The 24,083-nt window shown below is 71.8% G+C and carries 21 protein-coding genes; 7 read left to right on the top strand and 14 right to left on the bottom strand.

The window, feature by feature from the left end; genetic code table 11:
- Positions 1–65: 65 nt before the first annotated feature.
- The 6 genes from ACH4TV_RS36575 to ACH4TV_RS36550 form a co-directional block, all read right to left on the bottom strand.
- A complete protein-coding gene (locus tag ACH4TV_RS36575; protein ID WP_398405588.1) occupies positions 66–851 on the bottom strand; it encodes a class I SAM-dependent DNA methyltransferase in 786 nt (261 codons plus the stop codon).
- 131 nt (positions 852–982) lie between these two features.
- Entirely contained in the window at positions 983–2,230 is a 1,248-nt protein-coding gene (locus tag ACH4TV_RS36570; protein ID WP_398405587.1) for an MFS transporter, read from the bottom strand.
- Entirely contained in the window at positions 2,214–3,341 is a 1,128-nt protein-coding gene (locus ACH4TV_RS36565; RefSeq protein WP_398405586.1) for an enolase C-terminal domain-like protein, read from the bottom strand. The genes ACH4TV_RS36570 and ACH4TV_RS36565 overlap by 17 nt, the downstream gene beginning before the upstream one ends.
- Positions 3,338–4,423: a PLP-dependent cysteine synthase family protein gene (locus ACH4TV_RS36560; protein ID WP_398405585.1), complete on the bottom strand. Its 1,086-nt coding sequence runs from the start codon at positions 4,421–4,423 to the stop codon at positions 3,338–3,340. Before ACH4TV_RS36560 ends, ACH4TV_RS36565 begins: the two co-directional genes overlap by 4 nt.
- Positions 4,420–5,256: a Rossmann-like domain-containing protein gene (locus tag ACH4TV_RS36555; RefSeq protein ID WP_398405584.1), complete on the bottom strand. Its 837-nt coding sequence runs from the start codon at positions 5,254–5,256 to the stop codon at positions 4,420–4,422. Before ACH4TV_RS36555 ends, ACH4TV_RS36560 begins: the two co-directional genes overlap by 4 nt.
- On the bottom strand, positions 5,253–6,512 hold the full coding sequence (locus ACH4TV_RS36550; RefSeq protein WP_398405583.1) for an ATP-grasp domain-containing protein: 1,260 nt from the start codon (positions 6,510–6,512) through the stop codon (positions 5,253–5,255). Before ACH4TV_RS36550 ends, ACH4TV_RS36555 begins: the two co-directional genes overlap by 4 nt.
- A gap of 150 nt (positions 6,513–6,662) precedes the next feature.
- On the opposite strand from ACH4TV_RS36550, the gene ACH4TV_RS36545 reads away from it, so the two are divergent.
- Complete coding sequence (locus tag ACH4TV_RS36545; RefSeq protein ID WP_398405582.1) at positions 6,663–8,198, top strand: alpha/beta hydrolase; 1,536 nt, start codon at positions 6,663–6,665, stop codon at positions 8,196–8,198.
- Positions 8,199–8,230: 32 nt separating this feature from the next.
- Here the strand turns inward: ACH4TV_RS36545 and ACH4TV_RS36540 are convergent, their stop codons facing one another.
- Complete coding sequence (locus ACH4TV_RS36540; protein ID WP_398405581.1) at positions 8,231–9,154, bottom strand: LLM class F420-dependent oxidoreductase; 924 nt, start codon at positions 9,152–9,154, stop codon at positions 8,231–8,233.
- A gap of 270 nt (positions 9,155–9,424) precedes the next feature.
- Between ACH4TV_RS36540 and ACH4TV_RS36535 the strand changes: the two genes are divergently transcribed.
- Positions 9,425–9,595: a hypothetical protein gene (locus ACH4TV_RS36535; RefSeq protein ID WP_398405580.1), complete on the top strand. Its 171-nt coding sequence runs from the start codon at positions 9,425–9,427 to the stop codon at positions 9,593–9,595.
- Between the two features lie 218 nt (positions 9,596–9,813).
- On the opposite strand, the gene ACH4TV_RS36530 is transcribed toward ACH4TV_RS36535, so the two are convergent.
- The 4 genes from ACH4TV_RS36530 to ACH4TV_RS36515 form a co-directional block, all read right to left on the bottom strand.
- Positions 9,814–10,287, bottom strand: coding sequence for a DUF6099 family protein (locus ACH4TV_RS36530; protein WP_398405579.1), 474 nt, complete (start codon positions 10,285–10,287; stop codon positions 9,814–9,816).
- Between the two features lie 200 nt (positions 10,288–10,487).
- A complete protein-coding gene (locus ACH4TV_RS36525; RefSeq protein ID WP_398405634.1) occupies positions 10,488–10,817 on the bottom strand; it encodes a nucleotide pyrophosphohydrolase in 330 nt (109 codons plus the stop codon).
- 68 nt (positions 10,818–10,885) lie between these two features.
- Positions 10,886–12,049 (bottom strand): ATP-binding protein, encoded by a 1,164-nt coding sequence (locus tag ACH4TV_RS36520; RefSeq protein WP_398405578.1) that lies wholly within the window; start codon positions 12,047–12,049, stop codon positions 10,886–10,888.
- A gap of 93 nt (positions 12,050–12,142) precedes the next feature.
- Positions 12,143–12,538 (bottom strand): cell division protein SepF, encoded by a 396-nt coding sequence (locus ACH4TV_RS36515; protein WP_398405577.1) that lies wholly within the window; start codon positions 12,536–12,538, stop codon positions 12,143–12,145.
- Positions 12,539–12,796: 258 nt separating this feature from the next.
- Here ACH4TV_RS36515 and ACH4TV_RS36510 point away from each other — a divergent pair, with 258 nt between their 5' ends.
- Both ACH4TV_RS36510 and ACH4TV_RS36505 read left to right on the top strand, forming a co-directional pair.
- Positions 12,797–16,963, top strand: a complete 4,167-nt coding sequence (locus ACH4TV_RS36510; protein WP_398405576.1) for a molybdopterin-dependent oxidoreductase — start codon at positions 12,797–12,799, stop codon at positions 16,961–16,963.
- Between the two features lie 120 nt (positions 16,964–17,083).
- Positions 17,084–18,829, top strand: a complete 1,746-nt coding sequence (locus ACH4TV_RS36505) for a hypothetical protein (protein WP_398405575.1) — start codon at positions 17,084–17,086, stop codon at positions 18,827–18,829.
- 3 nt (positions 18,830–18,832) lie between these two features.
- On the opposite strand, the gene ACH4TV_RS36500 is transcribed toward ACH4TV_RS36505, so the two are convergent.
- Positions 18,833–19,351 carry a YceI family protein gene (locus ACH4TV_RS36500; RefSeq protein WP_398405574.1) on the bottom strand — a complete coding sequence of 173 codons (519 nt, stop codon included), beginning with the start codon at positions 19,349–19,351 and terminating at the stop codon, positions 18,833–18,835.
- A 128-nt stretch (positions 19,352–19,479) separates the two neighbouring features.
- On the opposite strand from ACH4TV_RS36500, the gene ACH4TV_RS36495 reads away from it, so the two are divergent.
- Positions 19,480–19,977 carry a MarR family winged helix-turn-helix transcriptional regulator gene (locus tag ACH4TV_RS36495; RefSeq protein ID WP_398405573.1) on the top strand — a complete coding sequence of 166 codons (498 nt, stop codon included), beginning with the start codon at positions 19,480–19,482 and terminating at the stop codon, positions 19,975–19,977.
- Between the two features lie 25 nt (positions 19,978–20,002).
- On the opposite strand, the gene ACH4TV_RS36490 is transcribed toward ACH4TV_RS36495, so the two are convergent.
- Both ACH4TV_RS36490 and ACH4TV_RS36485 read right to left on the bottom strand, forming a co-directional pair.
- On the bottom strand, positions 20,003–20,659 hold the full coding sequence (locus ACH4TV_RS36490; RefSeq protein ID WP_398405572.1) for a sigma-70 family RNA polymerase sigma factor: 657 nt from the start codon (positions 20,657–20,659) through the stop codon (positions 20,003–20,005).
- A 215-nt stretch (positions 20,660–20,874) separates the two neighbouring features.
- A complete protein-coding gene (locus ACH4TV_RS36485; protein ID WP_398405633.1) occupies positions 20,875–21,537 on the bottom strand; it encodes a hypothetical protein in 663 nt (220 codons plus the stop codon).
- 155 nt (positions 21,538–21,692) lie between these two features.
- Here ACH4TV_RS36485 and ACH4TV_RS36480 point away from each other — a divergent pair, with 155 nt between their 5' ends.
- Complete coding sequence (locus ACH4TV_RS36480; RefSeq protein WP_398405571.1) at positions 21,693–22,949, top strand: heparan-alpha-glucosaminide N-acetyltransferase domain-containing protein; 1,257 nt, start codon at positions 21,693–21,695, stop codon at positions 22,947–22,949.
- A gap of 74 nt (positions 22,950–23,023) precedes the next feature.
- On the top strand, positions 23,024–24,007 hold the full coding sequence (locus tag ACH4TV_RS36475) for a TIGR01777 family oxidoreductase (protein WP_398405570.1): 984 nt from the start codon (positions 23,024–23,026) through the stop codon (positions 24,005–24,007).
- Positions 24,008–24,083: the final 76 nt, after the last annotated feature.

The following is a 24,083-nucleotide window of genomic DNA, read 5'->3' as shown; positions in this document are numbered from 1 at the left end:
AGAAGAGGTGAGTGGGTGCGTATTCAGGAAGACATGGGCGGGAATGTCGGTGATTGCCGGCTGCGTCAGTGTCGGCGTCGTGCGACGAGGTGCAATCGGTCCGCGTCAGTGGTCTCGCCGGGCAACTTGCCTGCCTGCCAAGGAGGTTCGGTGCGCGGGCCGGGGCCGTCGTGCAGTTCGAGTACGTCGAATCCGTGCGCGGCGAGTACGCGGCGCAGCTCCTGCGGGAACAACAGCCGCCAGGCGGACCGCTGTTGGACGGGCGCCGTACCGTCGTCGGCCGTCCAGTCCCGTACCCGGCGCAGGAGTTGGGCCGTCCGGTCCACGGTGAGCGTGGTGACGGACCGGTAGGCGGTGCCCTGCCAGACGAAGCCGCCGGCGGCGGGGGTGTCGAGCAGATCGGTACGCCCGAGGAAGTACGCCCCGTTGCGCAGCTCGGCGACGAGGAGCCCGCCGGGGGTGAGGGCGCGGCGACAGGAGGTGAGGAACCCGTCCAGCTGGTCGTTGGTGTGGCAGTACAGCAGCGCACTGTCGAGACAGACGACGGCATCGAAGGCGCCGGAGCCCAGCTCGAACCCGGTGAGATCGGCGCTGACGTACTCGGGCCCCGGATGCCGCTCCCGGGCGTGCGCGAGCATCGCCTCGGACAGATCGGCCCCGGTGACCGCGCGCCCGGCGCGGTGCAGATACTCCGCGTCCCGCCCCGTACCGCACCCGATGTCGAGCACACGCGGTCCGCCATCGTGCCGGCGCAGGCAGTCCTCGGCCCAGCGCCCGGCCAGCCGGTCGGGATCGGGGAAGCGTGCCTCGTACAGCTCGGGGTTGTCGGTGAGCAGGTTGCGGGTGTTCACAGGCCGCTCTTCGGCTCGGGTGTTCACACCGCGCCCGCTGTCGGAGCTGTTCACACCGCCCCCCTCATCACCCCGGTTCACAACACCCACCCCCTCACCCCGGTTCACAGCACCCGCCTCTCCAGCCCTGTTCACACCGTGCTCCTCTCCTGCACCGGTACCGGGCTCACCGGCAGTGCGCCCAGTCGGTGCAGCCAGGCCACGCCTCCCGCCGAGGCGAGGCCGAACACCGCGCAGCACGCCCATGGCAGCCACTCGGCGCCGCCCTGTTCGCCTGCGTCCATGGCCCAGCCGACGACGGTGTTGCCGACGGCGGCGGCGATGCCGGAGACGACGTAGAAGATCCCGAAGTAGGTGCCGGTCAGTTCGGGCCGGCCGAAGCCGGGGATCAGCTCCATGACGAACGGCGAGGCGATCATCGCGCCGAGGTAGAGGATCAGCGCACCGATCAGGACGGGTACGGCGGCAAGCCACGACGTCGTGCCCGACCCCGCCACCAGCATCGGCGGCACGAACGCCAGCCCCATCAGCGCCAGCCCCACGGCGATCCAACGAGCCCGCATCCCACGGGACTTGAGCGTGCGGGTGATCCGGAGCTGGAGGGCGAGGTTGGCGAGCGTGCCGACGAGGAAGACGAGGCCGGCCGCGCCGTCCCAGCCGGTTGCCCGGCGGACTCCGTCGGGGAGGAGCAGGTAGAGCTGGTTCTCCAGGGTGAACATGCCGACCATGGCGAGGGCGAACGCGACGAAGGCGCGGTTGCCGACGACCTCGCGCCAGTCGGCGAGGACACCGGCCTTCGCGGGTTCGACCTCACGGGCGGGCAGGACGAGGGCCTGGGCGACGGTGAGGATCGCGAAGATGCCTGCGGCGGTCAGCGCGGACGCCCGGAAGTCGACCAGGAGCAGCGCGCTGCCGAGCAGCGGTCCGACCAGCGCACCGGTGGTGGCGAACACGTTGAACAGCGCGAACGCCTCCGCCTTCCGGTCCCCGGCCTCCTGGGAGAGGTAGGCCCGGACGGCCGGGTTGAACAGTGCCCCGGCCAGCCCGCTCAGCACGGACGCGGCGAGCAGTACGGGCAGCCCGTCGCCGAGCGCGAAGAGCCCGAAGCCGACGGTACGCAGCCCGCACCCGGCGATGATCACCCCGCGCGCGCCGAGCCGGTCGGCTGCGGAGCCGCCGATGATGAACAGCCCCTGCTGGCTGAGGTTGCGCACCCCGAGGACGATGCCGACGACGGCCGCCGACATGCCCAGGTCCTCGCTGAGGTGGGTCGCGAGGTAGGGGATGAGGAGGTAGAAGCCGGTGTTGACACCGAGCTGGTTGACGAGGAGCAGTTGGATGGCGAAGGGGAAGCGCCGCATCTCACGCCACGTCTTCATGCCCGGCCCCCTCTGCTCCACGCTGGTCGCTTCCGCGCGGGTCGGTTCCGTGCTGCCCGGTTCCGCGCTGATCGACTATTAGCTCCTCAACTCCCAGGCCAGGGAGGCCGCTTGTGCGTACGAAGCCGTCGGCGCCGCCGATTCCCGACCATGGGTCCCGGGCCAGCAGCAGGTGCCCGTCCAGGTCTGTCCAGCGGGCGCGGTCGGCGAGGTGGACGGCGGGTGCGATGCCGAGGGTGCTGGCGGTGAGGCAGCCGAGCATCAACTCCGTGCCGCTGCCCGCGATCAACCCGGCGATTCGCAGGGCCGCGTGCATCCCGCCGCACTTGGCCAGCTTGACGTTGATGCCGTGCACGCGCCCGGCGAGCCGACGCGCGTCCTCCAGATCCACCGCGTCCTCGTCGGCGATGAGCGGCACCGGCGACTTCTCGGCCAGCGCCCCGAAGGACTCCGGGTCACCGGGGACGACAGGCTGTTCCACTGCCTCGACGCCGAGTTCGGCAAACCGGGGAAGCAACTCCCGCGCCTGCTCGACGGTCCAGGCCCCGTTGGGGTCGAGGAGCAGCCTTACGCCGGGCGCGGCGTCGCGGATGACGCGTACGCGCTCCACGTCCTCCTCCGGGTCCGGGGCCCCTGCCTTGACCTTGAGGATCTCGAAGCCGCTCGCGGCGAGTCGCCGGGCCTCGGCCGCCGCGTGCCGCGCCGAGGTGATCCCGATGGTGCGGGCGGTCGCGGCGACGGGTGCGGCGGACGTTCCCAGCAGCCGGTGCACCGGCACCCCGACGCGCTTGCCGACGAGGTCGAGAAGCGCGGCCTCGACGGCGGCGGTGACGGCGGCCGGTGTGCTGTCGTCTCCGGCCAACTTCCCTTCCCGCAGCGCTTCCAGGGCGCTTTCGGGGGTGGCGAAGGGGCTCAACTCCACGTCGCCGAAGTGCCGTTGCAGGGTGTCGGCGTCGAGCCCGTAGTACACGCTGGTGACGGCCTCGCCGTGGCCCGTCACGCTCTCGTGCTCGATGCTCAGCCATACGGCGTCGCGGGCGGCCATGGTGGAGCGGGAGATGCGCAGCGGCTCGGTGAGTTCGAGGCGTACGGTGCGCCGGGTGACCTTCACTTGGCCCTTTCCGGGAGTGACAGCGGATCGGTGACGCGGCCGCAGCGCACCCAGCCGGTGGCCTCGGCGGCGCGGGGGTGCGGGATCTCGACCGGTCGGGTCGCCGCGGTGCTCGGATCGAGGCCGTGGGCGAGGGCGAAGTCGTCGTCGTAGACGGTGCCGAGGTAGCGGTGCGGGCCGTCGGGGAAGACGGTGGCGACAACGGCGCCGGGGTGGACGCGGGCCGCCCAGGCGGCGACGCGGGCGACGGCGCCGGTGCTCCAGCCGCCGCTGACGAAGCTCTCTCGGGCGAGCCGGCGACAGCTGTCCACGGCTTCGGCGGGGCCGACCCAGTGGACCTCGTCGAAGGCGTCGTAGGCGACGTTGCGCGGGTGGATGCTGCTGCCGAGGCCGCGCATCAGGCGGGGGCGGGCGGGCTGGCCGAAGATGGTGGAGCCGGTCGCGTCGACGCCGATGAGCCGCAGTCCGGGCCAGCGCCGGCGCAGTGGCCCGGTGATTCCGGCGCTGTGTCCGCCGGTGCCGACGCTGCACACCAGGACGTCCAAGTGGTCGAGCTGGGCAGTGAGTTCGGCGGCCAGGGAGGCGTAGCCGGCGATGTTGTCGGGGTTGTTGTACTGGTCGGGCCAGTAGGCGCCGGGCAGCGCGGTGAGGAGTTCGCGGAGGCGGGCGAGGCGCGCCGCCTGCCAGCCGCCCTCCGCGGCCGGCCGGTCGACGACCTCCAGGCGTACTCCGTGCGCACGCAGCAACTGCCGCATGGACGGCTCCAGTTCGCTGTCGCCGACGAGCACGACGGGGTGCCCGAGGGCCTGCCCGGCGAAGGCCAGCCCGACACCGAGGGTGCCGGAGGTGGACTCCACCACCGGTGCGCCGGGGCGCAGTTCGCCCCGTTCACGGGCCCCGAGGAGCATGGAGACGGCGGCCCGTGCCTTCATGCCACCCACTCCCAGCCCTTCGAGCTTGGCCCAGAACCCCGGGTGCGGGCCGGGGAGTTCGGCGGTGATCCGGGCGAGCGGGGTGCGTCCGAGGAGCGCCAGCAGCTCATGGCGGGCGGCGGGGACGGACCGTACGGCGGCCGTGGTCATCGGACCCCACCTCGGTAGCAGTGGATGGTGCCGGGTCCGCCGTCGAGCCAGAAGAAGGGGTACGGCTCCGCGCAGACCGCGCTCACACCGTGCCCGAGGAAGCGGGGCAGGATCGCGCTGCCGGTCTGGGCGAACATCACCAACTGCTGTCCGTGGGCGAGCGCGTGGCGCCGCAGTGGCTCGAACGTCCCGTTGCCGAGGGTCATCCCCGAGGCGAGGACGGCGTCGCAGCGTCCGCTCTCCACCTCGGCGAACGCGTCGGTGGCGACCGGCTCGCCCCACTCCGTCGTACCACCCTTGAGATCGCAGGGCACATAGGTCAGCCCGCGCGAACGCAGCGCTTCCAGGAGGGAGTTGACGACGCCGACGACGAGGACCGTGGCCCCGGCCGGCAGGTCGAGCAGCTCGACGACGGTCTTCGCCCGCGCCCTGGACTTCTCCAGCGAGGAGCCCGCCGGGAGCCGTACCGTCCGGGCGCCGTGTTCCGGGGTGTGCGGGGTGCTGTGCATCAGGTAGGCGTCGAGGGCGGCCACGCGTACGGGCAGCAACGGGTGTTGGAGGAGCCCGGCGACATCCGCGCCGACGCAGTCGTCGATCGCGCCGTCCGGCAGTCCCCCGGGTTCGACCGCGCACGATCCGACGGCCGCGCCCAGCCGCAGGCTGAGCACCTCGTTGCGGTAACCGCTCCCCCGCCCGTCGTGCCGTACGGCCTGCCGGGTGGCGAAGGCCACGGCGATGCGTTCCGTGTGCGGGTCGGGCCCGAGTTCACCGGCGAGGGCGCGGGCCACGAGTTCGTCGTAGGTGACCGCCGGCGTGCGCAGTCCGGCGTTCACCGGATCACCAGCCCGGCGCGCAGTTCGCCCAGCAGGGAGTCCACGCGTGTGCGTGCGCCGAGTCCGTCCGAGTCGGCCGCCATGACGTGGCCCAGGTACTCGTTGTTGCTGCCCGCCGCCTTGACGGTGGTCCCGGGCTCGGCGAGCTGGACCTCCAACACCCCGTCCCGGGCGCGGAGTTCGTCGCCGCCGGCCAGCGACTGCAAGGTGCCCGCCGTTTCCGGGACGAGGAAGCCGACGGCCGCGCTGCGCAGACCCGTGTCCGTGCGGCGCAGGTCGGGTGCCTTGCCGAGGGAGACGTCCACGAAGGCGGCGGCGAGGTCGATGCCGGTGACATGGCGGACCAGTTCGGTGATGCGGTTGCCGGCCGGGCGGGGGTTGACCTCGACGACGCGTGGGCCGGCGGAGGTCAGTTTGATCTCCGTGTGCGCCACGACGCCTTCCACCAGGCCGAGCGCCTTCAGGGCGCCCAGCGCGGTCTGTTCGGCGGCCTCGGTGTCGGCGGCCGAGAGTGCGGCCGGGAACATGTGGCCGGTCTCAATGAAGGCGGGGGCCCCGCCGATGCTCTTGTCGGTGACGCCGACGACGTGGACCGCGCCCGCGTACGACACGGTCTCGACACTCACCTCGGGCCCGTCGAGGAACTCTTCGAGGAGCACGACGGGCGGGCGCCGCTGTCCCCGCGCGTTGACCGGGAAGTCGCTCAACGCCCGGCAGGCTTCGGCGAGTTGGGTCTCGTCGTCGACGCGGCGGACGTACATCCCCGCGCACAGGTCGACCGGTTTGACGACGAGCGGATAGCCGATCTCCCGTGCCTCGCGCACGATGTCGGCCCACTCCTCGCACACCGCGAAACGCGGCCCGGGCACCCCGGCGTCCGCCAGTACGCGCCGGGTGGCGTCCTTGCGGCAGGCGTTCTCCACGGCTTCGGGGCCGGAGCCCGGCAGGCCGAGGTGCCCGGCGATCCGGGCGACCGTGGGCAGGTAGTAGTCGCACGAGGTGATCACCCCGTCGAAGCCGAGCACCGCGTGCAACTTCTCGACGTACGGCAGCAGTTCGTCGATGTCGTTGGTGTCGGCGGTGACCACGTTGCGGGCGCCGAGCAGTGGATGCGCGGCTCCCTCGGGCGCACTGCGCAGGTAGTGATGCAGGTCACGGGTGAGGAACGTGAACTCGTGCCCGCTCTCCCGGATCGCTCGTGGCAGCAGTCTGCTCATCGATCCGACCCAGCTCTCGACCACCAGCAAATGAGCCACAACTCCCCTTTCCACCCTGGCGGTACAGCCGTCAGGGCAGCGCGAAAGCGCCCCCGTCAGGGAGGGCTCCGGACTTGACCGTGGACACGTTATCGACAATCGTTTTCATTGTCATCCGATAGCCCGATCATTACCGAGATTGCGAGACCCGTGACGCGTCCCCCACGTCCCTCACGCCGCACGGCCCTGCTGTGCGCCCTGACGGCCGGCGCCGCCACCCTCCTGCCCGCGCCACCGGCTCAGGCCACTGCCGCCCCCACCCCCACCCCCGCCTCCATCCGCTTCGGCGCCTGCCCCGACTCCGTACCGCGACCGGCGGCGCCCGAGACCGTCGAGTGCGGCCTGCTCGACGTACCCCTGAACTGGGAGAATCCGACGGATGCCGGCCCACGGCTGCGGATCGCCGTCTCCCGCGTCCGCGCCTCCCGTACGGCCGCCGAACGGCGCGGCATCCTGCTGGTGAATCCGGGCGGGCCCGGCGGCTCCGGACTGCCGTACGCGGTCACGAAGCGGGCCAAGCTGCCCGAGAGCGTGCGGCGGGCGTACGACGTGATCGGCTTCGATCCGCGTGGCACGGGCCTGAGTTCACCTCTCGACTGCGGTGCGATGGGCGGCCTGTTCGACGGTGACCGTCCGGGCGCGGACCCCGTACCCGTGGGCCCCCGGGCCGAGTCGGCGTACCTCCGCTCGCTGCACGCCCTGGCGGACGACTGCGCGGCGGGCGTCGGCGAGGACGCGCTGCCGTACTTCTCCACCGGGCAGACGGCACGGGACATGGACGCGGTCCGCGCCGCCCTCGGTGAGCCCCGGACGAGCTTCCTCGGTGTCTCGTACGGCAGTTACCTGGGCGCCGCCTACGCGGCCCGATTCCCGTACCGGGTAGGGAAGATGGTGCTGGACAGTGTCGTCGGGCCGTGGGACTGGTACGACTTCGACGTCGTCCAGAGCCGGGCGCTGCTGCGCCAGCGCGACACCTTCTTCGCCTGGACCGCACAGCACCCGGACCACTTCGGCCTCGGCGACAGCGCCGGGGCGGTGCGGACCGCGTATCTGCGCGTACGCGCGGGACTCACCGACGCCCCCGTGGACGGATTCGGGGCGGCGGCCTTCGACCGGGCCGTCTACCGCGCCCTCGGCCGCACCGAACGCTGGGCCGGCCTGGCCGACGGACTGCGTACGTATCTGCGGGACGGTACGCCGGGCAGCCTGCGCCCCGCCGCCGCCCTCGACTCGCCGGACTCACGCACCTTCGAAGCGGCGAACCGGACGGTGAAGTGCGCCGACGGGCCCGGCCCGACGCCCGCGCGAATCCTGGCGGACCTCCGCCGGACCCACCGCCTCGACCCGCAGCCGGTGCTGACCGGCATGGAAGGGTCGGCCTGCGCCTTCTGGCACCACCGGCCCGCCCGCCGCACGGCCCTGGGCAGCCCCGCCGCCCCGCCCGTCCTGCTGATCGCTTCCGCCTACGACCCGGTCACCCCGATCGAGGGCGCCCGCGAACTGCGCCGACTGCTGCCCGGCTCCCGCCTGGTCACCCTCGACGGCGACTACTCCCACGGCGTGTTCGCGAGCCGGGGCAACACATGCGTGGACTCGACGGCCGCCGCGTATCTGGTCGACGGGCAGGTCCCGGCGACGGACGTGCGGTGCGCGGGGCCGGGACTGCCGGTGGTGACCGGTCCGTAGCGGGACCGGTCACCAGAGACCAGACACCGGAGTTACGACAGCTGCGACTGCACCTGCGAGGAGATCAGCTCCAGGTGGTCCAGGTCGTCGAGGTCGAGGATCTGGAGGTAGAGCCGCTGGGAGCCGATCTCGGCGTACCGGCCGATCCTGTCCACGACCTCGGCCGGGGAGCCGGCCAGGCCGTTGGCCTTCAGCTCGTCGACCTCGCGGCCGATCGCGGCCGCGCGGCGGGCCAGTTCCTGGTCGTCCTTGCCGACACAGGCCACCAGCGCGTTCGAGTACGTCAGCTCGTCGGCCTTCCGGCCCGCCTGCTCGGCCGCCGCCCGCACCCGGCCGAACTGGCGCTCGCTGTCCTCGATCGACCCGAACGGCATGTTGAACTCGTCGGCGTACCGCGCGGCCAGCCGCGGGGTACGGGTCGCGCCGTGGCCGCCGATGAGTACGGGGATCCTGTCCTGCGCGGGCTTGGGAAGGGCCGGCGAGTCGGTGAGGTCGTAGTGCGTGCCGTGGTGGCTGAACGTTTCGCCGGTCTTCGTCTCCCACAGACCGGTGACGATCGCCAGCTGCTCTTCGAGGCGGGCGAACTTCTCCTGCGGGAACGGGATGCCGTACGCCTTGTGCTCCTCCTCGAACCAGCCCGCGCCCAGGCCGAGTTCGACCCGCCCGCCCGACATCTGGTCCACCTGCGCGACCTGGATCGCGAGGACGCCGGGGAGACGGAAGGTGCCGGCCGTCATCAGGGTGCCGAGGCGGATGCGCTTGGTCTCGCGGGCGAGGCCAGCGAGGGTGATCCAGGCGTCGGTGGGGCCGGGCAGGCCGTCCACAGAGCCCATGTGGAGGTAGTGGTCCGAGCGAAAGAACGCATCGAATCCAAGGTCCTCGGTGGCCTTCGCCACGGTGAGCAGGGTGTCGTAGGTCGCGCCTTGCTGGGGTTCGGTGAAGATGCGAAGATCCATGCTTCCATCCTGCACGGTCGAACACCGGTCAACCCCACCGGTCCCCCCTGCCCCACGCCGCCCCGGTCGGGTGAAAAACCGGCAACGGCGTGTGAGGTGCGAGTCAGCGCCAGTGACCCTCCCCGGTGATGATCGTTGGCTCGGGCGGAGCCGGCCCGACCGGCGCCCGCACCGGTACCCACCGGGCAGCCAGTTCGATTGTCGGCTCGCTCGTCTCCGGGGCGCACCCGCGTCGGCTCCTTCGGGAGCCAGGGGCCGAGGAGGCCGTCATTGTCCGAAGAAGTCGTGCCGCAGCAGGCGGGGCCGACCCCGCCGAAGGGGCTGCTGCAGCAGATGGAGGAGCTGATGGCCGCGCTGAACGCGGACCTGTCCGCCCTCGACTCGGATCTTCAGTCGGCGGGGGCTTTGTCGGCGCCGGTCGAGGAGAACGAGGTCGGCTGACCCGGCCCCTGCCGGGGGCTCCGCCCCCAGACCCCCGTTCGGCCTGAACGGCCTCGTCCTCAATCGCCGGACGGGCTGAGATGCCCGGGCCGAGCTGCAAAGCTCGGCCCCTCAACGGGCGATTCGGGCGCGGAACGCGCCCCGAATAGGGGCGCGGGGAACTGCGCGACCAGCCCCCACAGGCCCGCACCTGACAAACCGCGTATCCAGCGGAGCGCCTAGCCCGCAACCCGCTCCGCTCCCCCCGCCGCCTCCCGCGCCGCCAGTTTGCGGAGCATTTCCAGGACGCGGTCGCGGGACTCGTCCGCCGCGTCGATCGATTCCATGCACTGCCAGTACGTCGTCTCGTCGTCCGCCGCGCTGGCGATGCCGACCAGGGCGATGCCGGCCTCGCCGAGGAGGTTGCCGAGGCAGAGGAGGACCTGGCGGGGGTCGCCCAGCTCGGTGAGCTGGGCCGCGCGTAAGGCGCCGACGGCGAGGCCCGGTTCGTCCAGTACACCGCAGCCCCTGCCCGCCAGTTCGGTCAACCCCAGTGCCTCGCCCCGCAGTTCGGGTGGGCCCATGACCGCGAGGCGGCTGCCTATCGCCTGGGCGAGGGCCTGTATCTGCCACACCTCCGCCAGGGTCTCCCGTACACCTGCGCTGCCCGCGAGCGCACGTCTGCTCGTCAGGATGAGCCGCACCGCGTCCATGCGCTGCCCCCGTCTGTCCCGACGCGCTTTTCGCACGTCCGCCCGAACTCCGCCACCACTACCCAGAGTGAAGTGCTGTGGGACGAAAAGCCAGAGGAAGGCGGAAATCTGCGGACAACAAAATGAGAACAGGCAGTATTTTGACTACGGAGAGTAATTGTGGACGAGTTCCCTCCTCCGTGGACCGCTACTACCGACGGTTACTCCAACGGCCGCTCCGCCGCCGGGAACCTCTGTTCGTTGCGGTCGATCTTCGCGTCGAGGGCCGCCAACGCATCGATCCCGAGTACCTCGCACAGCTGGAGCAGATACGCGAGCACGTCCGCGACCTCGTCCGTGACACGGTGGGCGGTGTCCGGGTCGTCCATCACCCGTACCGACTCCTCGGGCGTCAACCACTGGAAGATCTCGACCAGTTCGGACGCCTCCACGCTGAGCGCGGCGGCGAGGTTCTTCGGGGTGTGGAACGGCTGCCAGTTCCGCGCCGCCGCGAAGTCGGCCAGCCTGCGCTGGAGTTTCGCCACGTCCAAGTGGTCGCCGTGCCCGCGCTGTTCGGTACGTTCTGGCGGTACTGGGCGTTCTGGGTGTTGTTGATCTGTCACGGCTCCAGGTTTACCACCGTCACCCCCGCCACCTCCTCCGCCCAGGATGCGTCGCTGACCGCCCCGAGGAGGCGGATGTGCCCGCGGTCGCACATACGCGCCGCCAGCCGCAGCAGTTGGGCGCGCTGCCGTAGGTCCAGCCCCCGGTCGAAGCCGTCGGCCAGGACGGTGAGCACCTGGAGGGCGTCGGGCACCTCGCCGGGCCGGTCCACCGTGAGCACGCCGGGGCCGGTGAGCAGCACGAGCGCCAGGCCGACGTACCTCAACTCGCCGTCGCCGAGGCGGCCGAAGTGGGTGAGTGGGCCGTCGCCCCGGTCGAGCAGGGCGCGGACGCGGCCGTCGGCGACCTGGTCGGACCGTACGTCCGCGACCGGGCCCGCGCAGCCCTCGCGGACGGCGGCGATCAACAGCCCGTGCCGGATGGAGCATTCGGTCCGGGTGCGCCAGAGGACCTCGGCCAGGTTGTCGCAGCCCGGCAGGAGCCGCCCGCTGCTCACCGGGACCGGCGCGCGCATCCTGCTGGGCCGCGGGTCGCAGGCGAAGACGGACCGCAGGGCGACGACCATCTGCTCGGCGGCGGCGACGACCCGGCGCTGTCCGTCCGTCGTGCCGGCCACCCGCAGCGGCAGCAGGGCCGTACCGAGCCGGTCGTCGGGCATCGGGGCCCGGGTGACCGACGCCGGGCCGGTGTGCCAGGCGGCCTGCACGGAGCGCCCGCTGGGGTCGCGCAGGGCGGTCTCCAGCAGCACCTGCCCGCCGGCGCTCAACCGCTCGCCCACGACGCGCAGTTCGGGCTCGGCCTGTACGGCGACGTCGAGCCGTACGGGACCCTCGGGGCCGTCCGCCGTACAGCCGATGCGGAAGCCGCGCCGGTGCTGGGCGTCGGGGCGGGCGCGTTCCGGTACGCAGGCGGCGGGGTCCGGGAACGCCTCCCCGACGGCGGCACCGGAGCCGAGCCGGGCCAGTGACTCGTACGCCCTGAGCGCGGTCGACTTGCCGCCGCCGCTCGGCCCGGCGAGAAGGGTGAGCCGCCCGAGCGGGAAGCGCGCGCGGCGGTGCCCCGCGTAGGCGGACAGCCGCAGCTCGGTGACGCTGGGCCGGTCGGGACGTGCCGCCGGCTGGACTGCGGGGGCCGGGGAGGGCCGTAAGGACGGGGTCATATCCGGACCGTAGGGCTCCGCCTGCGAGGCGAACCGTTCCGTCCGCCGCACCTTCCTACGAACGGGGGACGCGTTCTCGCTGTGAGGCCGGTCTCAGTGTCCGGGGATCCCAGCCCCTCCCATGAGCCCCGCGACCTCCGTGCCGGGCGGGGTGAGAAGGAACACGTTCCGGTCGACCCGGTGCATCCCGCTCGCCAGACCGAAGACGACGCCCGTGCTGAAATCGAGGACGCGCTTGGCGGTGTCCGTCTCGGCGCCGGTCAGATCGAGGAGCACCGGGATGCCCGCCATCAGCGTCTCCGCGACCTCGCGGGCGTCCGCGAAGACGTTGACGCGCAGGACCACGAAACGGCGCCTGGCCTCGGTCTCCGCCTCGGGTATCGACCGGTGGCTCACTGCGGACGGCCAGGCATCCCGGCCCCGCAGCGGCACGACCTGGGCGAGCCCCTCCCATTGTTCGTCGGTGACATCGTGGCTGTTCACCGGCACACTCCGTCCTGGCTCGCCCTGGCTGTCTGCATCAGCCAATTCTTACGCATGGTCACCCGTTCGGCCCAATTCGACACGCTCAGCGACCCCCTCTGTGAGATAAATCCGAACACCTATCCGTACCTCACAGCACTGACAGTCTGGCTGTGCAGCGGGCGTAACCGCTCATGATCAGATCGTGTGACATCGACGTAACGGGCAATTCGTACGCTCTTCGGTAGCAGGCCCGGTACGGAGACAGACGGAGAAAGGCAGCACGTGACCACGACCCCCACGACAACGCAGGTGCGCACCGTGTGCTCGTACTGCGGGGTGGGCTGCGGACTCGTGCTGGACGTCGGGCTCGGACCCGACGGACGGCGCACGGTCTTCAAGGCGTCCGGGGACAAGGCGCACCCCGCGAACGCCGGGCGGCTGTGCACCAAGGGCGCGACCACCGCCGACATGCTCAGCGCGCCAGGCCGGCTCACCACCGCGCTGGTCCGGGACGGCTCGGACGACCGGGGCGAGGAACTGGTGCCCGCCCCCGTCGCGGACGCGATCGCGGAGACCGCGCGGCGGCTGCGCGCGATCGTCGACGAGCACGGGCCGGACGCCGTCGCCTTCTATGTCTCCGGGCAGATGGGTCTTGAGGCCCAGTACCTGGCGAACAAGCTGGCCAAGGGGTTCGTGGGGACCAATCAGATCGAGTCCAACTCGCGGCTGTGCATGGCTAGCGCGGGCACCGGATACAAGCTGTCGCTGGGTGCCGACGGGCCGCCCGGCTCGTACGACGACTTCGACCACGCGGACGCCTTCCTCGTCATCGGGTCGAACATGGCCGACTGCCATCCGATCCTGTACCTGCGGATGATGGACCGGATCAAGTCGTCCGGGGCGAAACTCATCGTCGTCGATCCGCGGCGCACCGCCACCGCCGCCAAGGCCGATCTGTTCCTCCAGATCAAGCCGGGCACGGACCTGGCACTCCTCAACGGTCTGCTCCATCTCCTGCACGCCGCCGGGCACACGGACCAGGAGTTCATCGCCGCCCACACCGAGGGCTGGGACGAGATGCCCGCCTTCCTCGCCGACTATCCGCCGGACGCGGTCTCCGCGATCACCGGTATTCCCGAGGACGACATCCGGGAAGCGGCGCGGATCATCGGTGAGGCCAGTGAGTCCGGTGAGTGGATGAGCTGCTGGACCATGGGGCTCAACCAGTCCACCCACGGCACCTGGAACACGAACGCCCTGGTCAACCTGCATCTCGCCACCGGCGCGATCTGCCGCCCCGGCAGCGGTCCGTTCTCCCTCACCGGGCAGCCCAACGCCATGGGCGGGCGCGAGATGGGGTACATGGGGCCGGGACTTCCCGGGCAGCGTTCCGTGCTCGTGGACGACGAGCGGGCGTTCGTCGAGGAGCTGTGGGAGCTGCCGGCCGGCACGCTCCGCAAGGACGGCGCCGGGCACGGCACCGTCGAGGTGTTCCGGCGGATGGCCGAGGGACACATCAAGGCCTGCTGGATCATCTGCACCAACCCGGTCGCCTCGGTCGCCAACCGCAGGACGGTCATCGAGGGCCTGGAGGCCGCCGAGTTCGTCGTCACCCAGGACGTCTTCGCCGAGACCGAGACCAACGCGTACGCCGACGTCGTCCTGCCCGGCGCGATGTGGACCGAGGCGGAGGGTGTCCTCGTCAACAGCGAGCGCAGCCTCACCCTCGCCCAGGCCGCCGTCGACCCGCCCGGTGACGCCATGGCCGACTGGCGGATCATCGCGGCCGTCGCCCGTGCGATGGGGTTCGACGGGTTCGCGTACGAGAGTGCGCAGGACGTCTTCGAGGAGCTCAAGCGGGCGTGGAACCCGAAGACCGGTTGGGATCTTCGGGGCGTCACCTATGAGCGGCTGCGCGAGACTCCCGTGCAGTGGCCGGTCGCTTCGGTGGACGGGCCCGCGCGCAATCCCATTCGCTACAAGGGAGAACAGGGAGAGGGAGAACTGCGGTTCCCCACGGCCAGTGGGCGCGGTGTCTTCTACGCCCGGCCGCATGTGCCGGCCGCCGAAATGCCCGACGACGACTTCCCGTTCGTCCTCAACACCGGGCGGGTGCAGCACCAGTGGCACACGCTGACGAAGACGGGGAAGGTCGCCAAGCTCAACAAGCTCAACTCCGGGCCGTTCGTGGAGGTGCATCCCGAGGACGCGCGGGAGTTGGGGGTCGTCGACGGCGACTCGGTCGAGGTCGCCTCGCGGCGCGGGCGGGCCGTGCTGCCGGCGGTCGTCACGGACCGGGTGCGGCCGGGGTGCGTGTTCGCGCCCTTCCACTGGAACGACCTCTTCGGCGAGTACCTGAGCATCAACGCGGTCACGAGTGACGCGGTCGATCCGCTGTCCTTGCAGCCGGAGTTCAAGATGTGCGCCGTGTCCCTCGTCAAGGTGCACCGCCCCGCGCCTGCGGTACAGCGTCCCGAGTCCCCGGCGCAGCGCCCCGAGGCCCCCGACGCGCCCCGCCCCCAACTGCCGGTGAGCGTGCCGGAGTTGGCGTTCACGCCCGCTCCCCCGCCCGTCCTCAGCGCGCAGGAGCGCCAGTACCTCTCGGGCTTCCTCGCCGGGCTGCCCTCCGGCGCGGTGGGCGTGCCCGTGCTGCCGGCCTCCGCTCCCTTCGTCGCCGAGCACGCCGACTGGGTGAACGGGATGCTCGCCGGCATGTACTCCAGGGCCACAGACGCTCCCCCGAAGGAACGGGTCGGTGTCGGCGTCGAGGTCGACGGGCGTGAAGTCGTCGTGCTGTGGGCGTCGCAGACCGGCAACGCCGAGGAACTGGCCGGCGCTGCCGCCGAGCGGCTGAACGCCGGCGGACACCGGGCGAGGCTCGTCGGTATGGACGAGGCCGATGTGGCCGCCCTCGCGCGCAGCGCCGATCTCCTCTTCATCACCAGTACGTTCGGCGACGGCGACGCACCCGACAACGGCTCCGGCTTCTGGGACACCCTCTCCGGGGAGCAGGCGCCGCGGCTGGACGGCGTGCGGTACGCCGTCCTCGCGCTCGGCGACTCCTCGTACGACGACTTCTGCGGACACGGGCGCCGACTGGACGCGCGGCTGGACGAGTTGGGGGCGGTGCGGATCGCGCCGCGCACCGACTGCGAGCCCGACTTCGAGCCGTCGGCGGACGCGTGGCTCGACCAGGTCCTCGACGTGCTGGACACGAAGGACGAGCAGGAACAGACGCAGGAACAGACGCAGGAAAAGCAGCGGGAGCAGCAGCAGGGGCCGACTACGGCGGGTTCCGACGCCGGAGTCTCCGCACCCGTCGTCCGGACCGGCAAGGCCGCCCCCTCGCCCGTCCGGCTGGCCGGCAACCGGCTGCTCAGTCTGCCCGGCGCGACCAAGGAAGTACGCCGGTTCACCTTCGACACGAGCGGTACGGCCCTGACGTACGAAGCGGGTGACGCGCTCGGTGTGCGGCCCGTCAACTCCAGGTCCCTGGTGGAGGAGTGGCTGGCCGTGACCGGGCTGGACGGGTCAACCGGCGTGGAGGTGGAGGGAGTTGGCGCCTTCGCACTCTCCGAGGCGCTGCACCGGCAGCTCGACATCACCCGGATCACGCCCGACCTGCTGCGCTTCGTCTCCGAACGGGCCCGGGACAACCGTGAGTTGAAGAAGCTGATGCGGTCCGACAACAAGGACGGGCTGGCCCGCTGGTCCTGGGGTCGGCAGGCCGTCGACGTGGCCGCCGAGTACGGGGTACGGGCGTCCGCGCAGGAGTGGGTGCAGGTGCTGCGGCGGCTTCAGCCCCGCCTGTACTCCATATCGTCCAGTCCGCTCGTCGACCCGCAGCGGGTGTCGCTGACGGTGTCCGTGGTGCGGTACGAGAACCTGCACGGCCGCCCGCGCGGCGGAGTGTGCTCGCCCTTCCTGGCCGACGCCGGGCCGGACACGGCGGTGCCCGTCTTCGTGCAGCGCTCGCCGCACTTCAGGCCCCCGGCGGACGCCTCGACGCCGATGGTGATGGTCGGGCCCGGTACCGGGGTCGCGCCGTTCGTGGGGTTCCTGGAGGAGCGGCGGGCGCTCGGGCACCCGGCGCCGAACTGGCTGTTCTTCGGGGAGCAGCACCGCGCCACCGACTTCTACTACGAGGACGAGCTGGCCGCTCTGGTGGCCGACGGAACGCTGTCCCGTCTGGACACCGCGTTCTCCCGCGACCAGCGCAACAAGGTGTACGTCCAGGACCGGATGCGCGAGCACGGGCCCGAGTTGTGGCACTGGCTCCAGGAGGGCGCCCACTTCTACGTCTGCGGCGACGCCTCCCGCATGGCCAAGGACGTGGACCGGGCGCTGCGGGACATCGCGGTGGCGCACGGCGGCCTGAGCGAGGACGAGGCGGCCGTGTACGTGAAGCAGCTCGCGGCGGCGAAGCGCTATGTGCGGGATGTGTACTGAGCCACCCAAGCCAGATCAAATAGCATAAATACCTACTGGCGAACATTCTTACGTGCCTCACACCGGACTTTTCACCTCATGCCGCGTGCGGCACACCGGGCACGATTACGTTCCACTGTCGTGTACTTGGCAGAGACAGCGCCGGAGGTCACGGCGAGAACCGGCCCCCTGCGGGTCATACCGGAGGTCGCCGGCCCCGCGCAGTGGCATCGCGTCCTGACGCTGCTCGCGACCGTGAGCCTGTTCATCGGTACGCGCACGGTGTGGACGCAGGCCGCCAGTCACCGGCTGGCCGTCGCCGCCGTCATCTCGCTCTGCTATCTGTCGATCCTGGTCAGCGGCGTGCTGGCGCTGACCGTGCGCCGGACCCGCTCCCTGGCCCGCCTCGACCTGTGCGTCCTGGTCACGGCGATGACGCTGACCCTGTGCGCGTTCACCCTGAACCACGCCGGCGGCGACGAGGGCGTCCTCACCGCGCAGGCCGCCCGCGAACTCGTGGCCGGGCACCCCGTGTACGGGCAGCCCTGGCCGTGGCTCTTCCAGCACAACCCGGACGTCGCCCTGACCCCGACGATGAGCGGCGGCTACGACCTCACGTACGGCTACCCGCCCCTCCCCGTGCTGCTGACGGCGCCGCTCCTGTGGCTCGGGCACGGCGCGCTCGCGGCGACCGCGGTGACGACCGGGGCGCTGCTCGCCGGCGCCGTGACGCTGTGGCGGCTGCTGCCCGTGCCGTGGCGGTCGGCGGCGACCATGGTGTGCCTGGGCTTCGGCTTCCTGCCGAGTTACGCGCGGCTCGGCTACCCGGCGATCGTGGGGCTCGCGCTGCTCGTCCCGGTGGTGGTGCACTGGCCGCGGATCGGCGCGGGCGGGCGGCTCGGACGGGGTGGCCTCGCGCGGGCCGCCTGCCTGGGAGCGGCCTGCGCGGCGCAGCAACTGCCGTGGTTCCTCGTGCCGTTCCTGCTGGCCGGGATCTACGCCGTGCGCCGGGGCGAGCTGGGCGCCCGGCCCGCCGCCGGGGTGGTGCTGCGGATCACCGGTGCGGCAGTCACCGTATGGCTGCTGATCAACACGTACTTCGTCGTGAGCGAGCCGCGCACCTGGGCGGCCGGGATCGCCCTGCCGCTGACGCAGAACGCGACGATCCACGGGCAGGGCCTGGTGGGGATCGCGCTCTACTTCACCGACGGCAGTGACCGGCTGGCCTGGTACTCGCACGCGAGCATGCTGATGACGGGGGCGCTGCTGGCCCTGCTCGTCCTGTTCGTGCGGCGGCTCGGTCCGGCGATGGTGGTGCTGCCGTGGTGCGCCTTCTTCCTGGCAACCCGTTCGCAGGACGGCTACTACCTGCTGATGACCCCGCTGTGGCTGGCGGCGGCGGTGACCACGCCCGCCGCGTCCTTCGCCGGGGCGTGGCAGCCCCGGCCGCGGTTCCTGTCGGGTCCGCACCGGCGTCCGGCACTGGTCGCGGCGGCGGCACTGCTCCTCGTACCGGCGCTGGCGAGTGCCGCGGTCGCGGCGACGGGTTCGCCGCCGTTGCGGATGCGGGTGACGGGAACGCGCACGGCCGGGCCTGCCGCCGTGTCGGAGCTGACCGTCCGGGTCGCGAACTCGAACAACAGCGCGCTGACGCCGCACTTCACGCTCACCACCGGCCAGGGCATGAGCCACTGGTGGAAGGTGGCCGGGGGGCCGGCCACGCTGCCCGCCCACACCAGTGCCGTCTACCGGCTCCGGCCGCCCGGACCGGTGTTCCACGTGCCCCGGCGTCCGGGGACGCGGATCCGGCTGCGCGTCTTCACGGCGTCGCCGGACACCTTGTCGAGCACGGACATCCGGCTGCCGGGCGAGCGGTCGTCAAGCTGACGTTCAGGCCGTCTTCGTACGGACGAAGACGAGCGTGGCCTTGACGGTCGTGAGGCCCTTGATCATGCCCATCTGGTTCCAGCCCATGCCGAACTGGTCCCGGTCCACGGTGAACTCCGCATCCAGGGAGACCGCGTCGGCGTTCGTCCGGGTAAGACGCGCCGTGACGTTCGTGGGCCGGCTGATGCCGCGCGCGGTCAGCTGACCGGTGACGTCAACGGTGTCGCCGTCGCGGAGCTCGGCGCCGCGCACCGCGAAGGTGATCTCGGGGTGGTTGTCGACGTCGAAGAAGTGCTCGGAGCGCAGGTGCTTGTCGCGCTTGGGGTGCTTGGTGTCCAGGGAGGCGGCGTCCACGGTCACGGTGCCGGTGGCGGAGCCGTCGGGCCGCACCTCGCCCTGACCGTCGACGACGGCGAAGGCCCCCTTCACGGTGACCATGCCCCACATCGTCTTGTGACTGACGGCGACGGTGGTCGCGGTCCGGTCGAGCTGCCACAGTCCGGTCTGCACGGCAACGGTCATGAGTGTCTCCACATACGAGCAAGGGGGGCGGGTCATCCAAATTTGGATGACGAGAGCCCCAAGGTAGCCCGTAATCCAAATCTGAACAACCCTTCGTGCAAAATTGGACAACCGGTAGAATCGACACCATGGCCGACCCCGCTGAGCACGCCGCCGACCTGCCCCCCTGTCCCTCCGCGAGCGAGGGCGGGCTGCTCCCCGCGGAGCTGCGGGCATGGATGGTGCTCCTGGCGGCCACCGGGGCGATCGAGCAGCGGCTCGGCCCTGTCCTCAAGGACGAGCTCGGCGTCTCCCACGACGAGTTCCTGGTGCTGTGCCTGCTGGCGGACCGGTCCGAAGGCGGGTTGCGGATGACCCGGATCGCGGAGTTGCTCGGCCGTCCCAAGACCCGGCTCACCTACCAGATCGCCTGCCTGCAGCACGCCGGACTCGTCACCCGGCGCTCGGTCTGCGGCGACAAACGGGGCGTCGAGGTGGCCCTCACCGACAAGGGCCGACGCATGTTCACGGAGGCCTCGTCGACCCTGACCGACACGGTCACCTCGGGGCTCGCGCAGATCCGCCCCGAGGAGCGCGAGGTGATGTGCGGGATGCTGCCGGAGGAGGCGGGCGGGGAGAAGGGGTGACTCTTCTGCCGCCCGCGCCCGCCCGTCAGGCGGCCAGAACCGCCGGCTCCGTCTCGGACCCCGCCCCGGCCCCGGACTCGGACTCGGCCTCGGTGAGCAGGCCGACGAGGGTCGCGCGGGCCCGGGCCACCCGCGAGCGCACCGTCCCGACGGGGCAGTCGCTGACCACGGCCGCCTCCGCGTAGGGCAGCCCCATCAGCTGCGTGAGGACGAACGCCTCGCGCCGCTCGTCGGGCAGCGCGGCCAGCAGGTCGAGGAGCGCGATTCCGTCGTCGAAGCCGGGCAGCCCGCGCGGCTGGGCCAGTTCGACGGTCAGCCGCCAGTCCTCGGCGTCGCACAGCCGGGGCCGGGCGGCGGCGTGCCGGAAGCTGTCGATCACCGCGCGCCGCGCGATGGACATCAGCCAGGCGCGGGCCGACGACCGCCCCTCGAACCGGTGCAGGCTGCCGAGCGCCCGCAGGAACGTGTCCTGGGCGAGGTCGTCGGCGGCCTGCGGATCGGCGGAGAGATGGGCGACGTACCGCACCACATCGCGGTGCAGGGCGCCGACGAAGCGTTCGACGGCGGCCGGGTCGCCCCCACGGGCGGCGAGCGCCCAGGCGGTTATCGACTCGTCCAGCGGAAGGGCCGGGAGAGTCGGAAGAGCCGGCAGGGGTGCGGCGGGCAGGGCAGGAGCAGACACCTGGTGTCCTTCTCGGGTCGTCCGGAATCCGGCGCGGCGGCCCACGGGACGCGCTGCGACGCAGTGTGCGAGACATCGGGAGACGGGCGCACGCCGCTGCCGGCAAAGGGGAGGAAGGCCGTACGAGAGGTGGGTACGGCCGTGGCCCGAGGCGTCCGTGGAGGCCGACGTACATCGTGTCGGCGCTTCCTGTCCGGCCCCGGGGAACCAGCTGTCTAGACGACAGCGATCCCGGCCGGCGGGCCCCGAGAAGTGATCGCGTGGACGAGCAGGAGCAGCCGCGGCGCCCGGTCCGAACGGCCGCGCCGCGGGCGGAGACGAGGGCGGTCCGGCGGCGCGGGCAGCGCGAGCGGCAGCCGCAGCGGAGCGACCAGCCGGCCGGCCACCGCCCGCAGGATGCGGAACGCGGCCCGCTCGCCATACGCCAGCCACAGACCGCACAGCAGCGCGGCGAGCGTGTGGGCGGCGAGCATGCCGTACGAGGACGCCATGACGTCCGTGCCATGGCCGCCGTGGGCCACATGCCCCGCGACCGCACCCATGTCCATGCCCATGCCGGTACTGGCGCCGGTATGGGCCAGGTCCATGGAATCCATCGGGTCCATCGGCACGGCGGCCGGACCGGCGCCCTGCGCGAACGAGAACGCCGAGTGGAGCGCGCCCTGCGCGACGGCCACGACCCCCACGACCAGCGGGAGTCCGCGCTCGCGGCCGGCCAGGCACCAGCCCGCGCCGCCCGTGACCAGGACCCCGGCGGCCAGCGTCCACCAGGCGACGGTGGAGCCGGACATCAGCACGTGGCCGAGGGCGGCGAGCAGCACACAGACGGCCGCGAACACGGCGGCCCGTAGCGTGCGTGAACCCCACCCGGCAGTCATGACGGCGCTCATCCTCCCATCCGTGGCGCGATCGTCACTGGTGGGTACGTAAATTCCGGATCAACCGTTCGGCGGGGTCCTCCCAGCCGGTCGGCGGGGGTCCGCCGGACGTTCAGCGGATAGTCCCGCGGCCCGCGTCTTCCCAGCCTGGAAACATGACGCAGAACGCCTCCCCACCGACCTCCGCCCAGCCCTCCCCGGTCGCACCCGCACTCACATCCGCACCCGCACCCGCACCCGTCGGCGCACGGCCGTTACCGGCCGGCCGGCTGGTCGGTGTGGATCTCGCGCGCGGCCTCGCCGTCTTCGGGATGTACGCCGCCCATGTCGGCCCCGACCCCTCCTCGGGAGGGGTGACCGGCCAGGTGATGGAGCTGTTCCACGGCCGCGCCTCCGCGCTCTTCGCCTTCCTCGCGGGCTTCTCGATCATCCTGATGACGGGCCGCCGGGTCCCGAAGACCGGCCGCGAGGGACGTCAGGCGGTGGCGAAGGTCCTCATCCGGGCCGTGCTCCTGCTCGCCCTCGGCACCTGGCTGACCTCCACCGGCACCCCCGTCGAGGTGATCCTCGCCTACTACGGCCTCTTCTTCGTCCTGGTCCTGCCCTTCCACCGGCTGCGCGCCACCTCCCTGGCCGCCCTCGCCGCAGCCACCGCACTCGTCCTGCCCCAACTCCTGTACGTCGTCCAGCGGTCCATCGACGACGGCTGGGCGGAGACCTTCACGCGCTACGACCCGCTGGCGCGGATCAGCGACACCGACGGCTTCGTCGAGCTCTTGTTCAGCGGGAGTTACCCGGCCCTGGCCTGGATCCCGTTCGTCCTCGCGGGCATGGCGGTGGCCCGTCTCGACCTCGCGGCCACCGCCGTACGCATCCGTCTCGCCGTCACCGGCGGCGCGCTCGCCGTGCTCGGTTACGGCGGCTCGTGGCTGGCGCTGCACTTCGTCCCCGGCGTCTCGGCCGCCCTCGCGGCAGGCGCCGAGGACCGCTCCGGTTCGGTCATGTCGGCCTGGTGGTCGGACACGGCCGGCTATCCGACCGGGGAGTCCACGGCGTGGCTGTGGGTGGCCTCCCCGCACAGCGAGACGACCCTCTCCATCGTGGGCAACACCGGGGTCGCGATCGCCGTGCTCGCCGGCTGCCTGGCCGCCGTCGACGCCCTCCCTCGCTTCCGGCGCCTCGCGGGACCGGTCATCGCGGTCGGCACGATGTCCCTGACCGCGTACGTCTTCCATGTGGCCGGCATCCAGGTCCTCGGCATCGAGGAACTCCCCGGCTCCCCGCTGTACGTCCTGTTCGGATTCGTCGTCACCGTGACCGTCTTCGCGTCCGTCTGGTCCCGCTTCTTCCGGCGCGGGCCCCTGGAACGCCTCCTGGGGGACGCGACGAAGATCGTCCGGTATGTGAGGTAGCCCCATCGGTTTTGAACGTGTTCAAATATTTGCGCTACGCTCAGGGCACACGTTCCGAACCCGCAGGGGGAGCCATGAAGATCGTCGTACCCGGAGGAACCGGCCAGGTGGGAGCGATCCTGAGCCGGGCGCTCACCGCCGCAGGCCACGAGGTCGCCGTCCTGACCAGACGGCCGACGCGCGACGGCGAGATCGGCTGGGACGGCGAGACTCTGGGCGCCTGGGCCGACGCGGTCGACGGCAGCGACGTCGTGATCAACCTGGCCGGCCGCAGCGTCAGCTGCCGCTACACCCCCGCCAACCTGCGGGCCATGATGGACTCGCGCGTGCACTCGACCCGGGTCGTCGGCGAGGCGATCGCCACAGCGGCGCGGCCTCCCCGGCTCTGGCTCCAGATGAGCACCGCCACTGTCTACGCCCACCGCTTCGACGCCCCCAACGACGAGGCGACCGGCATCATCGGCGGCGCCGAATCCGGCGTACCGGACTACTGGGCCTACAGCGTCGAGATCGCCAAGGCCTGGGAGCGGGCCCAGGAAGAGGCCGCGACGCCCGCCACGCGCAAGGTCGCCCTGCGCACCGCCATGGTGATGAGCCCGGATCGCGGCGGCGTCCTCGACATCCTGCTGCGGATGGCCCGGCTCGGCCTCGGGGGTCCGGTCGCGGGCGGCGCGCAGTACGTGTCCTGGATCCACGACCAGGACTTCGTCCGCGCCGTCGAGTTCCTCACCGACCGGGAGGACCTCGCCGGTCCGGTGAACCTCGCCGCTCCCCACCCCCTCCCGCAGCGCGCGTTCATGCGCGCGCTGCGCGCCGCGTGGGGCGTTCCGGTGGGCCTGCCCGCGACGAGGTGGATGGCGGAGCTGGGCGCGTTCGCGCTCCGCTCGGACACCGAACTCCTGCTGAAGAGCCGCCGTGTCGTCCCCGGCCGCCTGCTCGACGCGGGCTTCACCTTCCACCACGCCGAGTGGCCCGAGGCCGCCACCGACCTCGTACGACGACTGCGCGCGGGGGCCTCCGGGGGCACCGGAACCCGGCTGTCACACGGCTCCCGCTGAACGGACGTACGAATCCAGAGTGTCGTGAACGCCGCGTACAGGCACGGCCTCGTCCGGATGGGACGAAAGTGACCCC

Origin of the sequence: Streptomyces sp. NPDC020898, assembly GCF_044333925.1 — a bacterium.
GTDB lineage: Bacteria > Actinomycetota > Actinomycetes > Streptomycetales > Streptomycetaceae > Streptomyces.
Note: the sequence above shows the minus strand (reverse complement) of the source record. Positions and strands in the feature narration are given on the sequence as shown.

Excerpts from the sequence above, each read along its gene's own strand:
- ACH4TV_RS36570 (WP_398405587.1), bottom strand. The coding sequence starts at position 2,230 with ATGAAGACGTGGCGTGAGATGCGGCGCTTCCCCTTCGCCATCCAACTG.
- ACH4TV_RS36560 (WP_398405585.1), bottom strand. The coding sequence starts at position 4,423 with ATGACCACGGCCGCCGTACGGTCCGTCCCCGCCGCCCGCCATGAGCTG.
- ACH4TV_RS36540 (WP_398405581.1), bottom strand. The coding sequence starts at position 9,154 with ATGGATCTTCGCATCTTCACCGAACCCCAGCAAGGCGCGACCTACGAC.
- ACH4TV_RS36530 (WP_398405579.1), bottom strand. The coding sequence starts at position 10,287 with ATGGACGCGGTGCGGCTCATCCTGACGAGCAGACGTGCGCTCGCGGGC.
- ACH4TV_RS36520 (WP_398405578.1), bottom strand. The coding sequence starts at position 12,049 with ATGACCCCGTCCTTACGGCCCTCCCCGGCCCCCGCAGTCCAGCCGGCG.
- ACH4TV_RS36500 (WP_398405574.1), bottom strand. The coding sequence starts at position 19,351 with ATGACCGTTGCCGTGCAGACCGGACTGTGGCAGCTCGACCGGACCGCG.
- ACH4TV_RS36495 (WP_398405573.1), top strand. The coding sequence starts at position 19,480 with ATGGCCGACCCCGCTGAGCACGCCGCCGACCTGCCCCCCTGTCCCTCC.
- ACH4TV_RS36485 (WP_398405633.1), bottom strand. The coding sequence starts at position 21,537 with ATGACTGCCGGGTGGGGTTCACGCACGCTACGGGCCGCCGTGTTCGCG.
- ACH4TV_RS36480 (WP_398405571.1), top strand. The coding sequence starts at position 21,693 with ATGACGCAGAACGCCTCCCCACCGACCTCCGCCCAGCCCTCCCCGGTC.
- ACH4TV_RS36475 (WP_398405570.1), top strand. The coding sequence starts at position 23,024 with ATGAAGATCGTCGTACCCGGAGGAACCGGCCAGGTGGGAGCGATCCTG.